Origin of the sequence: Streptomyces sp. NWU339 (assembly GCF_003143855.1) — a bacterium.
Taxonomy (GTDB): Bacteria; Actinomycetota; Actinomycetes; order Streptomycetales; family Streptomycetaceae; genus Streptomyces.
The window spans coordinates 254,976-270,013 of sequence record NZ_QFRK01000002.1; the positions used below are offsets into that span (position 1 = coordinate 254,976).

Consider the following 15,038-nt stretch of genomic DNA (forward strand, 5'->3'; position numbering starts at 1 on the left):
CCGTAGTGATTGACCGACCAACGGAGTCCCCGTGTCGTTGCCACCCCTGGTCGAGCCGGCCCCCGAGCTCACCGTAGACGAGGTTCGCAGGTACTCCCGCCACCTGATCATCCCCGATGTGGGGATGGACGGGCAGAAGCGGCTGAAGAACGCCAAGGTGCTGTTCGTCGGCGCCGGTGGCCTGGGTTCGCCAGGGCTGATGTACATGGCCGCGGCGGGCGTGGGCACGCTCGGCATCGTGGAGTTCGACGAGGTCGACGAGTCGAACCTGCAGCGGCAGGTCATCCACAGCCAGGCCGACATCGGCCGGCCGAAGGCCGAGTCCGCACGAGACACGATCAAGGGCATCAACCCGTACGTGAACGTGGTCCTGCACGAAGAGCGGCTCGAGTCCGACAACGTGATGGGCATCTTCAGCGAGTACGACCTGATCATCGACGGTACGGACAACTTCGCGACCCGCTACCTGGTCAACGACGCGTGCGTGCTGCTGAACAAGCCCTATGTCTGGGGCTCGATCTACCGCTTCGACGGCCAGGCCTCCGTGTTCTGGTCCGAGCACGGTCCCTGCTACCGCTGCCTCTACCCGGAGCCCCCGCCCCCCGGCATGGTCCCCTCCTGCGCCGAGGGCGGCGTCCTGGGCGTGCTGTGCGCGTCCATCGGCTCCATCCAGGCCAACGAGGGCATCAAGCTCCTCGCCGGCATCGGTGAGCCGCTGGTCGGCCGCCTGATGATCTACGACGCCCTGGAGATGCAGTACCGCCAGGTCAAGGTCCGCAAGGACCCGGACTGCGCGGTCTGCGGCAAGAACCCGACCGTCACCGAGCTCATCGACTACGAGGCCTTCTGCGGCGTCGTCTCCGAGGAGGCCCAGGCGGCGGCCGCCGACGCCACGATCACTCCCAAGCAGCTCAAGCAGTGGATCGACGAGGGCGAGAACATCGAGCTCATCGACGTCCGCGAGCCGAACGAGTTCGAGATCGTCTCCATCCCCGGCGCCCGGCTGATCCCGAAGAACGAGTTCCTCATGGGCAACGCCCTGGAGAGCCTGCCGCAGGACAAGAAGATCGTCTTGAACTGCAAGACGGGCGTCCGCAGTGCGGAAGTCCTCGCGGTCCTGAAGTCCGCGGGCTTCGCCGACGCCGTCCACCTCGGCGGCGGCGTGGTCGGCTGGGTCAACCAGATCGAGCCGTCGAAGCCGATCTACTGATCCCGGGTCACCACCGCGATGCCGGCCTGATCCGAACGAGAGGCCGAGGCGGGGGCTTCGCGCACCACGGGCGCGCGAAGCCCCCGCCGTCGTCATGAGCAGACCTTGCCGTCCTTCGGCACCGTGCCGTCCAGCAGATACGCGTTCACGGTGGAGTCGACGCAGTCGCTCCCACTGCCGTACGCGCCGTGGCCCTCGCCCTTCCAGGTGAGCACGACCCCCACGTCCTTGCCCAGCTCGTCCGCCATCCGCCGGGCGCCCTCGTACGGGGTGGCCGGGTCGCCGGTGTTTCCGATCACCAGGATCGGTGCCGCACCCGGCGCGCTCACCTCCGGGGTGTCGTGTTGGCCCGGCACCGGCCAGTCGTGGCACCAGCCCGCCGTGTCCCAGCCGAGGAACGGCCCGAACACCGGTGAGATCCGCTCGAACTCCGGCAGCAGCTTCTTCGTCTGCGCCGCCGTCGGCCGCTGCCTGGCGTCCGAGCACGATATGACCCGTTGCGAGTGGGTCGTCGTGCCGTAGCGGCCCGAGGCGTCGCGCTCGTTGTAGCCGTCGGCCAGCGCGAGCAGTTCCGAGCCGTCCCCCTCCTCCGCGGCCCGCAGGGCGCTGGTCAGCGCGGGCCAGCCCTCCTTGGTGTAGAGCGGGAGGACGATGCCGGTCAGCGCCAGTGTCTGGGTCAGCTCCCGGCCGGCTGAGGACGTGGGCAGCGGCTCGGCGTCGATCCGGTCCAGCAGCTCCGCGATCTCGCGCGTCCCCTGCTCGGGGTCCCGCCCGGTGGACTTCAGATAGTTGTCCAGCGCGCGCTGGAAACCGCGCGCCTGGTTCTTGGCGTGCCCCATCGTGTCGGCGGTCGGGTCGACGACCGCGTCGAGGTTCATCCGGCCCACCTTCTCGGGGAACAGATGGGCGTAGACCCCGCCGAGCTCGGTGCCGTACGAGATCCCGAAGTAGTTCAGCCTGTCGTCGCCGAGCGTCTGCCGGATGCGGTCCAGGTCGCGGGCGGTGTCGGCGGTCGACACGTGTGCCATCAGCTTTCCGGCCGCCTTCTGGCAGCCCTGCCCGAAGTCCGCGGCGTCCCGGAAGTAGGCCTGCTCCTCGGCCGGGGTGTCCGGGGTGGTGTCCACCGACTCGGCCGCCTGGATCTCCTTGTCCTCCCGGCAGCGGACGCCCTCGCTGGCGGCCACACCCCGCGGGTCCCAGCTCACCAGGTCGTACCGCTCGCGCAGCTTCGAGACGTTCGGGGCGTAGGAGGGCATCATCGACACGCCGGAACCACCCGGGCCGCCGAAGTTGAACAGCAGCGACCCGAGGCGGTCGTCTCCCGTGGCCTTCGCCCGGATCAGGGCCAGTTCGATCGTCTCGCCGTCCGGTTCCGCCCAGTCGAGCGGCACCTCGAGCGTGCCGCACTGCCAGTCGTCGCCGGGTGCGGGTGCGCCGTCGGAGGCCTCGCAGCGCCCCCAGTCGAGAGCCGTCCCGTCGCTCTCGTCGTCGGACGAGCCACCGCTGCACCCCGCCGCCAGGAGCGCGGCGGAGACCGCCAGAGCCGTCCACCGTGCGAAACGCGTCATGTGTCACATCCCCCCTCGTGGGCCGTCCGCACCGTGCGGCGGATGGCGGTCAGGCCATGGTAGGCAGATCCCGGATTCACGGGGGAAGCCTGTGGATAACCCTCTGACCTGCTACTTCGTGGGAAACAGGAGCAGCCGGTCCCCGCTTGGCGCAGCTGCGTGAACTACAGCGCTTCCTTGCGGGTGAGATGGTTGAAGGCCAGCCAACCCGGGAGCACCGGCAGCCACAGAGTCAGCAGCCGGAACAGCAGCACCGCCGGCGCGGCGACCTCCTTGGGCAGCCCCACCGCGATCAGACCGACCGTCAGGGTCGCCTCCACCGCGCCCACACCGCCCGGGGTGGGCGCCGCCGACCCCAGCGCGTTGCCCGCGAGGAAGACGACGGCGACACTGGCGATGCTGATCGAGGTCGTCTCGTCGCCGAACGCCCGGATGGAGGCGTCCAGGCACATCACGAAGCAGGCGGTGAGCAGCAGCATGCCGCCGATGCCGGTGATCAGCTTCTGCGGGCGCTGCAGCACATCGAGCATCCGCGGCACGACACCCGCGAACAGCGACCGCACGCGCGTGACGACGAACTTCCGCAGGAACGGCACCGACGTCACCACGAGCACCAGCACCGCCACCGTCAGCAGACCCGCGATGACCGTGCGGGACGGAGACAGCGACGGCGTCTTCTCGGTACCGGTCAGATAGCCGAACGACAGCAGCATCAGGATGTGGCAGCCCAGCCCGAACAACTGCGACGCGCCGACACTCGCCACGGCGAGCCCCGGCCGCACCCCGGCACGCTGGAGGAACCGGGTGTTCAGGGCGACGCCGCCCACCGCCGCCGGGGCGACGATCTTCACGAACGACCCGGCGACCTGCGCCGCCACCGTCCTGACGAACGGCACCCGCTCCGGGACGAACCCCAGCAGCGCCAGGGCGGCGGCGAAGTAGCTGCCCGCCGAGAACAGGACGGCGGCCGCCACCCAGCCCCACTCGGCGTTCGCGATCAGCGGTCCGAACTCGATGTGGGTGAGCTGCGTCAGCAGGAAGTACGCGCCGATGGCACCGGCGATGAAACTGATCAGCGTGCGCGGACGCACCCGCTCCAGCCGGGCCGGCTCCACCGGCGCCTGCGGCCTGATCCGCAGCACCTCGTGCCGGATCTGCGCGAGCAGGTCCTCGTCGCGCGCCTCCTCCAGCGCCTCGTCGATGGCCCGCTTCTCGGCCCGCTGCTCCGCCCGCACGGCCTTCTTGTCCGGCTTCCCGGTCGCGGCGGGCCCGGCCGAGGACCCCTCGGCCGGGCCCGCCGCGACCTGTTCCGCGCGCAGCAGCTTGGCCTGCCGGGAGGCCTCCAGGACCGCCTCACGGTCGCGGTGCGCCCGTTCGCGGGCGAGCCGGCGCAGGGTCCCGCGCGTGGAGCGGCTCAGCGCGATGGGCTGGAGCATCGGCAGGCAGTCCGCCACGGCGTCGGGGCCGAGCACGCTCAGCGCGGAGGCCACCGCCCGTTCGGCGCCCACCCTGAGCCCGAGGGTCACCAGCAGTTGGGAGACGTCCATGCGCAGCAGCAGATCGCCGGCGGCGATCTCCCCGACGCGCAGGTCGGTGAGGATCACCCTGCCGGAACGATCCACCAGGATCGCGTCACCGACCAGCCTGCGGTGCGCGATCCGGCGGGACTGCAACGCCTGCACCTGACGCCAGGTGCCACGCAGCAACTCGTCGGTGATCTCCTCGTCCGGCAGCGAGTCCAGGGTGCGCCCGCCGCTGTGCTCGTAGACGAGCATCACCGCGTCGGGGCCGAGCTCGGAGGTCGCGATCAGCTTGGGCGCGTTGGCGCCGGCCGCGATGGCCGCGTACGCCAGCAGCGCCTCCTGCTCCAGTGCCTGGCGCAGGGACTGGAGGCTGCTGCGGGTGGCGAAGCCGCGCAGGGTCAGATTGCGCCACGTGCGGTAGAAGAACCCCTGTGCCTGCTGCTCACGGTCGACCACCGTCACGTCCAGCGGCGGACCGTTCTCCAGGGTGACGAAGTAGCGGCGGCCCCGGTCCCCGGCCTCGACGGCGTCCGGCGTCTCCTGGCGGGACGCGCTCACGGGCCGGAAGCCGACGGTCCGCAGGCCCGCCATCAGGGTCTGTCCGGTGGGGCGCACATTGGGCGAACCGACCGCGTAGAGGGTGCCGTAGGCGACGGTCCAGCCGATCAGCACCGTCAGGATGATGGAGAACGGAGTCGTGTACCCGGTGACGAGCATCGAGAAGGCGTCGAGGAGCAGCACGACCCACAGCACCGCGCGCCATCTGGGTCTGCGGGACATGCCGACGGCCGTCATGTAGGCGATGACCGGCGCCAGGTAGCCGTGCACCGGATCGGTGAGGGCGTGGATGTCGCCGGGAGAGGGCTGGGTCAGCGCGTCCTGGATCGATTCGGGCGCGGCCCGCGCGACCCACAGATCGGTGGCGAGCGTCACGCCGTGCGCGAGGACGGCGGCGAGCACTCCGTCGGCGATGCGCAGTCCGTCCCGTTTGATCAGCCGTTCGATGGCGAAGGCCACCGGCACGAGGAGGATCGCGATGCTGGAGGCCAGACCGGCGATCTTGATGAGCAGGTCGGGCGCCTGACCGGTGCCCTTGGTGATGTCCTGTTCCAGCCCCGAGGTGGTGCCGTGGGCGAAGGCGGCGACCGCCAGCAGCGCCCCGACGGCGAGTACGCCGACGAGCAGACGCATGAGATCGGACGGGCGGTGCACACGCGCGGGGAGCAGGGGTTCGTCGCCCTCGACCTCGTCGCTGTGCGCCGGATCGGCGGCGGTGGTGCCGTCTGTCCCGTCTGTGTCGTCTGTCCCGTCTGTGCCGTCAGGAGGGCTCGGAGCGGTCTGCTTTCCGACCGCCTCGGTGCCGGCGTCCTGCGGGCCGGTGTTCCCGGTGTCCGGGCGCGACGAAGCGGCAGAGGCGCCCGCCGTGTCCCCGGGGTGCGCACCCTGCTGTTCCATCGCCTCTTCTTGCTCTCGTATCACCAGTCACCGCCCGCACGATGGTGGCATGCCGTACCGCCACAAGGGGGCATCAGGGTCCACGTACGGGGCCGCACAGTCTGCCCGAAGCACGGTCCCCGGGCGAGGCGTACGCACGCGCGCGTACCCGTCACGCGGTCGGTCGCGTTGTCGGTGGGGTGGTGCAGGATGGGACGGATGAGTCAGGAAAGCCTTCCGTCCGACACCGGCCCCCAGCACGCGGACGCCCTGCCCGAGTACGCCGAGCGGGTCCTCGAGGTGGCCGAGCGGATCCCGCCGGGCCGCGTCATGACGTACGGCGACGTGGCCGAGTGGCTGGGGGAGGGCGGCCCGCGTCAGGTGGGACGTGTGATGGCGCTCTACGGCGGAGCCGTCCCGTGGTGGCGTGTCGTCCGCGCGGACGGTGTGCTGCTGCCGGGCCACGAGCTGAGAGCCCTCGGCCACTACCGCGCGGAGGGCACTCCGCTCAGGGAGGCGAGCGGGGCCGCAGAAGGGCACCTGCCGCGCCTCGAGATGAAGCGCGCACGGTGGGACGGCGGCCACGAGGAGGGTCACACCAGCCAGCTTCCGGCATCGGACGCACCACCGTGCGACCTGTGATCCGTATGGGGGAAATGGGGCACGACCGCGCCATGACGTACGTTCGTGGGGCGAGTGACATGTGTGCCGCGAGCGTCGGGAGGGAAAATCCGGAAGCCCTGCTTCCGCACTCTCCGTCGGTCTAGCGTCACCAGCACGTGTCCCTCCGCCTCCCCCGACCTCGCGGCCACCGCCCGCCACACGCGGTGGAACGGCAACCAGCACACCCACCAGGACCGGCGAACCACGTGAGCTCCTCTTCCTCCACCAACGGCCTGTCGCACCCCCAGGTGCGGCGGGGGACCCGTGGCGCTCATCGACTGGTCCGTACCCCGCCGGCTCGCAAGGCTCCCCCTCGCCTGGACGCCGCACAGCGCTCCGTGGTTGACCACGGGACCGGACCGATGCTCGTTCTCGCAGGCCCGGGCACCGGGAAAACGACCACGCTCGTCGAGTCCGTGGCCGCGCGCATCGCCCGTGGCGGTGATGCCGAACGCATCCTCGTGCTGACGTTCAGCCGTAGGGCGGCCGTCGAGCTGCGCGACCGCATGGCCCTGCGGACAGGAGCCGCACGCGCCCCGCAGGCGACCACGTTCCACTCGTTCTGCTACGCCCTGATCCGCGCCCACCAGGACAGCGATCTCTTCGTGGAACCGCTGCGCCTGCTCTCGGGCCCCGAACAGGACGTCACCGTCCGTGAGCTGCTGGCCGGCCAGGCGGACCTCGAACGTCTCGGTCTGGCACACGTGCGCTGGCCGGACGAACTGCGGGCCTGCCTGACCACCCGCGGTTTCGCCGACGAGGTCCGCGCGGTGCTCGCCCGCAGCCGTGAGCTGGGCCTCGGACCCGACGCCCTGGACGCCTTCGCCCGCCGCATCGGACGTCCCGACTGGCGTGCCGCCTCCGCCTTCCTCGCCGAGTATCTCGACGTCCTCGACCTGCAGGGTGTGCTCGACTACGCCGAACTGGTCCACCGCGCGGTGCTCCTCGCCCGCCGCCCGGAGATCGCCCGGCGGCTCGCCGCGCGGTACGACGCCGTGTACGTCGACGAGTACCAGGACACCGACCCGGCCCAGGTGCGACTGCTGCACGCGCTGGCCGGCGGCGGCCGCACCCTGGTCGCGTTCGGCGACCCGGACCAGTCGATCTACGCCTTCCGGGGCGCGGACGTGAACGGCATCCTGGACTTCCCCGACGCGTTCCCCCGTACGGACGGCCGCCCGGCCCCGGTCGAGGTGCTGCGGGTCTCGCGCCGCTCCGGCGCGGCCCTGCTGGCCGCCACCCGCCTGGTCACCCAGCGCATGCCGCTGACCCGCCTTCCCGCCGAGAAGGTCCGCGCCCACCGGGAACTCACGCCGTCCCGGGACGGCGGCCGGGCCGAGGTCTACACGTATCCGACACCCGGTACGGAGCTGGACAACATCGCCGACATCCTGCGCAGGGCCCACCTGGAGGACGGCGTCGCCTGGAGCGACATGGCCGTCCTGGTGCGGGCCGGCTCCCGCACCCTCCCCGTCGTCCGCCGCGCCCTCACCTCGGCCGGCGTCCCGGTGGACGTCGACGGCGACGACCTCCCCCTGCGCCACGAACCGGCGGTGACCCCGCTGCTGACGGCCCTGCGGGCGGTGGCGACGGCGGAGGCGGCCGACGGCCCGGGACGAGAGCGGGAGCGGAACCCGGAACCGGGCGAGGAGCCGGAGCCGGGCGAGGAGCCGGGCGAGGGACAGGGACAGCCGCGGGAACCGGACCGGCCGGAGCCCCGCTGGCTCGACACCGAAACCGCCCTCACCCTGCTCACCTCCCCCCTCGCCGGCATGGACGCCGCGGACCTGCGCCGCCTCGGCCGGGCCCTGCGCGAGGAGGAGCGGGCCGCGGGCAACCCACTGCCACCGCCCTCGGACGAACTCCTCGCCCGGGCGCTGGCCGAACCCGAGCGGCTGGTCGTGCACGACCCCACGTACGCGCGCGGCGCCCAGCGGCTCGGTGCGCTGCTGCGCACGGCACGCGAACGCCTGGCCGGCGGCGGCACCGCAGAGGAGGCGCTGTGGGACCTGTGGGACGGCACCCCGTGGCCCGCACGCCTGGAACGCGCCGCCCGCCGGGGCGGTGCCGCCGGACGCCACGCCGACCGGGACCTCGACGCGGTGTGCGCCCTGTTCGCGACCGCGGCCCGCGCCGAGGAACGCACCGGCGGCCGGGGCACCCTGAACTTCCTGGAGGAGATCGACGCCGAGGACATCGCCGCCGACACCCTCACCCGACGCGCCGTACGCCCCGACGCCGTACGCCTGATGACCGCGCACCGCGCCAAGGGCCTGGAGTGGCGGCTGGTCGTCGTGGCCGGCGTCCAGGAGGGCCTGTGGCCCGACCTGCGCCGCCGCGGCTCCCTGCTGGAGGCCGACCGCATCGGCCGCGACGGCCTCGCCGAACCGCTCACCCCCGGCGCGCTCCTCGCCGAGGAACGCCGACTGTTCTACGTGGCGGCCACCCGCGCGCGTGAACGCCTCGTCGTGACGGCCGTGAAGGCCCCCGCCGACGACGGCGACCAGCCCTCCCGCTTCCTGACCGAACTCGGCGTCGAGCCCAAGGACGTCACCGGCCGCCCGCGCCGCCCGCTGTCCGTCGCCGCGCTCGTCGCCGAACTGCGCGCCACCACGGTCGACCCGCGCGTCTCCGACACGCTCAGGGAGGCCGCCGCCCACCGGCTCGCCCGGCTCGCCGCCCTCGCCGACGAGGACGGGCGCCCCCTGGTGCCGTCCGCACACCCCTACCGCTGGTGGGGCATGTACGAACCCACCCGGAGCAAGGTGCCGCTGCGCAGCCGCGACCAGCCCGTCGTGCTCTCCGGCAGCGCCCTCGACCAGCTCGCCAACACCTGTGCCCTGCAGTGGTTCCTCGGCCGGGAGGTGAAGGCCGACGCGCCCGCGACCGCCGCCCAGGGCTTCGGCAACGTGGTGCACGTCCTCGCCGACGAGGTGGCCTCCGGACACACCCCGGCCGACCTCGCCGTCCTCATGGAACGCCTCGACTCCGTGTGGAACGCGCTCGCCTTCGACGCGCCGTGGAAGTCGCAGCAGGAGAAGCAGAACGCGCGCGTGGCACTCGAACGCTTCCTGCAGTGGCACGTCATGGACCGCGCCGGACGCACCCCGGTGGCCAGCGAGCACGACTTCGACGTGAGCCTCGAGGCCGGCGACTACGAGGTCCGCATCCGCGGCCAGATGGACCGCGTCGAGGCCGACGGCGAGGGCCGCGCCTACGTCGTCGACTTCAAGACCGGCAAACAGGCCCCCAGCTCCGCCGAGGTGGCCCGCCACCCCCAGCTCGCCGTCTACCAGCTCGCCGTCCAGGAGGGCGCCGTCGACGAGGTGTTCGACGGAACACGCCCCGAGACGGGGGGTGCCGAGCTGGTCCAGCTGCGCCAGGGCGCCGCCAAACGGGACGGCGGGGAGATCCTGCCCAAGGTGCAGGCCCAGCAGCCGCTGGAGGGGGAGTGGGTCGGCGACCTGCTCGCCACGGCCGCCGGCAAGGTCCTCGACGAACGCTTCACCCCGAGCACCGGCCAGCACTGCGCCCACTGCGCGTTTCGGGCCTCGTGCAGCGCCCGGCCCGAGGGGCGGCACGTGGTCGAGTGACAGGCGTCACGCGTCGCGCCGCCCTCGACGGCCCGCGGTTCTCCGCTCCCGGAGCGCCGTACGGCCCCGGGTGTCAGCGATCGCCGTTAGCCTCTGCGATGTGCCCGCACCCATCACCGACCCCGATCAGCTCAAGGAACTCCTGGGCATCCCCTTCACCCCGGAGCAGACGGCCTGCATCGTCGCGCCGCCCGCTCCCCAGGTGATCGTGGCCGGAGCCGGCTCGGGCAAGACGACGGTGATGGCGGCGCGCGTGGTGTGGCTGGTCGGTACCGGCCAGGTCGCCCCGGAGCAGGTGCTCGGCCTCACCTTCACCAACAAGGCCGCCGGCGAACTCGCCGAACGCGTCCGCAAGGCGCTGATCAAGGCCGGCGTCACCGACCCCGACACCCTCGATCCGGACAACCCGCCGGGCGAACCGGTGATCTCCACCTACCACGCCTTCGCGGGCCGCCTACTGGCCGACCACGGGCTGCGCATCGGCCTCGAACCGACCTCCCGCCTCCTCGCCGACGCGACCCGCTACCAGCTCGCCGCGCGGGTGCTGCGCGAGGCTCCCGGCCCCTACCCGGCACTGACCCGCTCCTTCCCCGACCTGGTCGGCGACCTCCTCACCCTCGACGGCGAACTCTCCGAACACCTCGTACGGCCCGAGGACCTGCGCGACCACGACACCGAGCTGCTGCGCACCCTGGAGAACACCAGGCTCACCAACGCCGACCTGCGCAAAGTGCCCGAAGCGGCCGCCGCACGGCGCGAACTGGCCGACCTCGTACTGCGCTACCGGACCGCCAAACGCGAACGTGACCTGCTCGACTTCGGCGACCAGATCGCCCTCTCGGCCCGGCTCGCCCGGATCCCCGAAGTGGGCCGCGTCCTGCGCGACGAGTTCCGCGTGGTCCTCCTCGACGAGTACCAGGACACCTCGGTCGCCCAGCGCGTCCTGCTGGCCGGCCTGTTCGGCGGCGGCACCGGCCACCCGGTGACCGCCGTCGGCGACCCCTGCCAGGCGATCTACGGCTGGCGCGGCGCCTCCGTCGCCAACCTCGACGACTTCCCCGAGCACTTCGCCCGGGCCGACGGCAGCCCCGCCACCCGCCAGTCGCTCAGCGAGAACCGCCGCAGCGGCGGCCGCCTGCTGGACCTCGCCAACGGCCTCGCCGACCCCCTGCGGGCCATGCACGCGGGCGTGGAAGCCCTCCGCCCGGCGCCGGGAGCCGAACGCGACGGCACCGTCCGCTGCGCCCTGCTGAGCACCCACGCCGAGGAACTCGACTGGATCGCCGACTCCATCGCCCACCTCGTACGCACCGGGAAGGCACCCGGCGAGATCGCCGTCCTGTGCCGCACGGCGACCGACTTCGCCGAGATCCAGGGCGCCCTCGTCGCCCGGGACGTACCCGTGGAGGTCGTCGGCCTGTCCGGGCTGCTGCACCTGCCCGAGATCGCCGACCTGGTCGCCGTCTGCGAGGTCCTCCAGGACCCCGGGGCCAACGCCTCCCTGGTCCGCCTGCTGATCGGCCCGCGCTGGCGCATCGGACCCCGCGACCTCGCCCTGCTCGGCCGCCGCGCGCGACTGCTCGTGTCCCACGCGCGCGTGGACGGCGAGGACGACCCCGACCGCCGCCTCGCCGCAGCCGTCGAAGGGATCGACCCGGCCGAAGTGATCTCACTCGCCGACGCCCTCGACACGTTCCTGGAGACGCCCCTGGACGGGCAGGGCGACGACGGGCTGCCCTTCTCACCGGACGCGCGCGTGCGGTTCGCCCGGCTGGCCACCGAACTGCGCGACCTGCGCCGCTCCCTGGCCGACCCGCTGATGGACGTCCTGCACCGCGTCCTCGCCGTCACCGGCCTGGAGATCGAACTGTCGGCGTCCCCGCACGCCCTCGCCGCCCGCCGCCGCGAGACCCTGTCCAACTTCCTCGACGTCGCCGCCTCCTTCGCCGCCGGGGACGGCGAGGCGACCCTGCTCGCCTTCCTCGGCTTCCTGCGCACCGCCGCCCAGTACGAGAAGGGCCTCGACAACGCCCTGCCGGGCGGCGAGAACACCGTCAAGGTGCTCACCGCCCACAAGTCCAAGGGCCTGGAGTGGGACGTCGTGGCCGTCCCCGGACTGGTCACCGGTACGTTCCCCAGCGGCCAGGGCCGCGAGAAGTGGACCGCACAGGGCAAGGTGCTGCCCCACGGGCTGCGCGGCGACGCCGACACCCTGCCCGATGTCGAGTCCTGGGACTCCAAGGGACTGAAGGCCTTCCACGACGCCATGAAGGAGCACCAGCACACCGAGGAGCTCCGCCTCGGCTACGTCACCTTCACCCGCCCCCGCTCGCTGCTGCTCGGCTCCGGCCACTGGTGGGGGCCCTCGCAGAAGAAACCGCGTGGGCCGTCCGCCTTCCTGCAGGCCCTCCACGACCACTGCGCCGCCGGGCACGGCGAGATCGAGGCCTGGGCGGACGAGCCCGCCGAGGACGAGGAGAACCCCGCCCTGCACCGGGCGACCCAGGACCAGGCATGGCCCCTCCCGCTGGACGACGACGCCCTCGCCCGCCGCCGCGCCGCCGCCGAGACCGTCCTGGCCCACCTGGAAGGCCTCGTCGGCGACCCGGACGACCACCCCGCGGCCGTCCACGCTCCCGACACGTACGCCGACCCGGACTGGCCCCCGCCACCGGACGACGAGCACCTCCCGCCCGAGGAGGGCGACCCCTTCGCGGACGACGACCCCGGCGCCTGGGACTCCTGGACCACCGACCGCCCCACCACCGACGGCCGTCCTGACGACGGCCGGCCCGCCGTCCCGCTCCGGATCCCGCACCAGGCGCCCCCTCCGGAGCCCGCCACGCCTCGGCTCACTCCCGAGGAAGCCCGTACCGTCGCCTCCTGGGACCGCGACCTCGACGCCCTCACCGGCGAACTGCTGCGCGCCCGCGACAGCGTCACCGAGGTTCCGCTGCCCGCGTCGCTGACCACGTCCCAGCTACTGCGCCTGGCCGCCGACCCGGACGGCTTCGCCCAGGAACTGGCCCGCCCCATGCCCCGCCCACCGCAGCCCGCCGCGCGCCGCGGCACCCGCTTCCACGCCTGGGTCGAGAGCCGCTTCGAAGAACTGACGCTGCCCATGCTCGAACCCGACGAGCTTCCCGGCAGCGAAGCCGAGATCGCCGACGAACACGACCTCGCGGCCCTCAAGGACGCCTTCGAACGCACCGAGTACGCCCGCCGCACGCCTTACCGCGTGGAGGCCCCCTTCCAGCTGGCGATCGCCGGCCGCGTCGTACGCGGCCGCATCGACGCCGTCTACCGGCAGGACGACGGAGAAAAGGGCGCCGGAGAGAAGAGAAGCGGCGGGACGACGTACGAGATCGTCGACTGGAAGACCCACCGCAACCGCACCGCCGACCCCCTCCAGCTCGCCGTCTACCGGCTCGCCTGGGCCGAGCAGCAGGGCGTGCCCCTGGAGTCGGTCACCGCCGCCTTCCTGTACGTACGCACCGGCGAGGTCGTACGCCCCGGCGCGCTGCCGGACCGCGAAGCGCTGGAGCGGCTGCTGCTGGAGGAACCGTCCGGTGAGATACCGCACTCCGAGGACACCTCCGCGGGCCGATAGGCTCGAGACCATGAGCCAGCCCGTTGACAGTGCCGTCAGCGCCGTCCGTACGTACATCGAGCAGCACCGCGCCGCCTTCCTCGACGACCTCGTCGAGTGGCTGCGCATCCCTTCGGTGTCGGCCCAACCCGATCACGCGCCCGACGTGCGCCGCAGCGCCGACTGGCTCGCCGCCAAACTCACCGAGACCGGCTTCCCGACCGCCGAGGTCTGGCCCACTCCGGGCGCCCCCGCCGTCTACGCCGAATGGCCCTCGGACGACCCCGGGGCACCCACCGTGCTGGTCTACGGCCACCACGACGTGCAGCCCGCCGCCCGCGAGGACGGCTGGCACAGCGAGCCCTTCGAACCCGTAGTACGGGACGACCGCCTCTACGCGCGCGGGGCGGCCGACGACAAGGGCCAGGTGTTCTTCCACACCCTCGGGGTGCGGACCCATCTCGCCACGACCGGCCGCACCACCCCCGCCGTGCACCTGAAGCTGCTGATCGAGGGCGAGGAGGAATCCGGCTCACCCCACTTCCGGGCACTCGTCGAGCAGCACGCCGACCGGCTCGCCGCCGACGCGGTGATCGTCTCCGACACCGGCATGTGGTCCGAGGACACCCCGACCGTGTGCACCGGCATGCGTGGCCTCGCCGAGTGCGAGATCCGGCTGCACGGCCCGGACCAGGACATCCACTCCGGTTCCTTCGGCGGCGCGGTGCCCAACCCGGCCACCGCCGTCGCCCGCCTGGTCGCCGCCCTGCACGACGAACACGCGCGCGTGGCGATCCCCGGCTTCTACGACGGCGTCGTCGAGCTCACCGACCGCGAACGCGAGCTCTTCGCCGAGCTCCCCTTCGACGAACGGGAGTGGCTGCGCACCGCCAAGTCGCACGGCACTCACGGCGAGACCGGATTCAGCACCCTGGAGCGCGTCTGGGCCCGCCCCACCGCCGAGGTCAACGGCATCGGCGGCGGTTACCAGGGCCCCGGCAGCAAGACGATCATCCCGTCCTCGGCGATGGTCAAACTGTCCTTCCGGCTGGTCGCCGGCCAGGACCCCGACCACATCGAGAAAACCGTCCGCGACTGGACGGCGGGGCAGATCCCCGAGGGCATCCGCTGCGAGATCACCTTCCGCCCCGCCACCCGCCCGTGCCTGACCCCGCTCGACCACCCCGCCCTCGAGTCCGTGGCCCGTGCCATGGGCCGCGCCTTCGGCAAACCCGTCCGCTTCACCCGCGAAGGCGGTTCCGGACCGGCCGCCGACCTCCAGGACGTCCTCGGCGCACCGGTGCTCTTCCTCGGCATCTCCGTCCCGTCCGACGGATGGCACGCCCCCGACGAGAAGGTCGAACTGGACCTCCTCCTCAAGGGCGTCGAGACCACCGCACACCTCTGGGGCGACCTCGCCGAGCACTGGCGGCACGTGCCCTGAACGCCCCGGGGCCG

Annotated in this window: 7 protein-coding genes; 5 read left to right on the top strand and 2 right to left on the bottom strand. The window is 72.5% G+C overall.

What is annotated here, in order from left to right:
- The first annotated feature begins 31 nt into the window (after positions 1–31).
- Entirely contained in the window at positions 32–1,210 is a 1,179-nt protein-coding gene (gene moeZ, locus DIZ27_RS04170; RefSeq protein ID WP_109376894.1) for an adenylyltransferase/sulfurtransferase MoeZ, read from the top strand.
- A gap of 92 nt (positions 1,211–1,302) precedes the next feature.
- Here the strand turns inward: moeZ and DIZ27_RS04175 are convergent, their stop codons facing one another.
- Together DIZ27_RS04175 and DIZ27_RS04180 are read right to left on the bottom strand one after the other, a co-directional pair.
- A complete protein-coding gene (locus DIZ27_RS04175) occupies positions 1,303–2,778 on the bottom strand; it encodes an alpha/beta hydrolase (protein ID WP_109376895.1) in 1,476 nt (491 codons plus the stop codon).
- 164 nt (positions 2,779–2,942) lie between these two features.
- Complete coding sequence (locus DIZ27_RS04180; RefSeq protein WP_109376896.1) at positions 2,943–5,756, bottom strand: lysylphosphatidylglycerol synthase transmembrane domain-containing protein; 2,814 nt, start codon at positions 5,754–5,756, stop codon at positions 2,943–2,945.
- A 198-nt stretch (positions 5,757–5,954) separates the two neighbouring features.
- Here DIZ27_RS04180 and DIZ27_RS04185 point away from each other — a divergent pair, with 198 nt between their 5' ends.
- The 4 genes from DIZ27_RS04185 (at position 5,955) to DIZ27_RS04200 (ending at position 15,024) form a co-directional block, all read left to right on the top strand.
- Positions 5,955–6,377, top strand: coding sequence for an MGMT family protein (locus DIZ27_RS04185; RefSeq protein WP_109376897.1), 423 nt, complete (start codon positions 5,955–5,957; stop codon positions 6,375–6,377).
- Between the two features lie 227 nt (positions 6,378–6,604).
- Positions 6,605–9,991 carry an ATP-dependent DNA helicase gene (locus tag DIZ27_RS04190; protein WP_109376898.1) on the top strand — a complete coding sequence of 1,129 codons (3,387 nt, stop codon included), beginning with the start codon at positions 6,605–6,607 and terminating at the stop codon, positions 9,989–9,991.
- A 100-nt stretch (positions 9,992–10,091) separates the two neighbouring features.
- Positions 10,092–13,601: an ATP-dependent DNA helicase gene (locus tag DIZ27_RS04195; RefSeq protein ID WP_181383365.1), complete on the top strand. Its 3,510-nt coding sequence runs from the start codon at positions 10,092–10,094 to the stop codon at positions 13,599–13,601.
- A 10-nt stretch (positions 13,602–13,611) separates the two neighbouring features.
- A complete protein-coding gene (locus DIZ27_RS04200; RefSeq protein WP_109376900.1) occupies positions 13,612–15,024 on the top strand; it encodes a dipeptidase in 1,413 nt (470 codons plus the stop codon).
- Positions 15,025–15,038: the final 14 nt, after the last annotated feature.

Coding starts and splice junctions, on each gene's coding strand:
- DIZ27_RS04180 (WP_109376896.1), bottom strand. CDS start 5,756: ATGGAACAGCAGGGTGCGCACCCCGGGGACACGGCGGGCGCCTCTGCC.
- DIZ27_RS04175 (WP_109376895.1), bottom strand. CDS start 2,778: ATGACGCGTTTCGCACGGTGGACGGCTCTGGCGGTCTCCGCCGCGCTC.
- DIZ27_RS04185 (WP_109376897.1), top strand. CDS start 5,955: ATGAGTCAGGAAAGCCTTCCGTCCGACACCGGCCCCCAGCACGCGGAC.
- DIZ27_RS04200 (WP_109376900.1), top strand. CDS start 13,612: ATGAGCCAGCCCGTTGACAGTGCCGTCAGCGCCGTCCGTACGTACATC.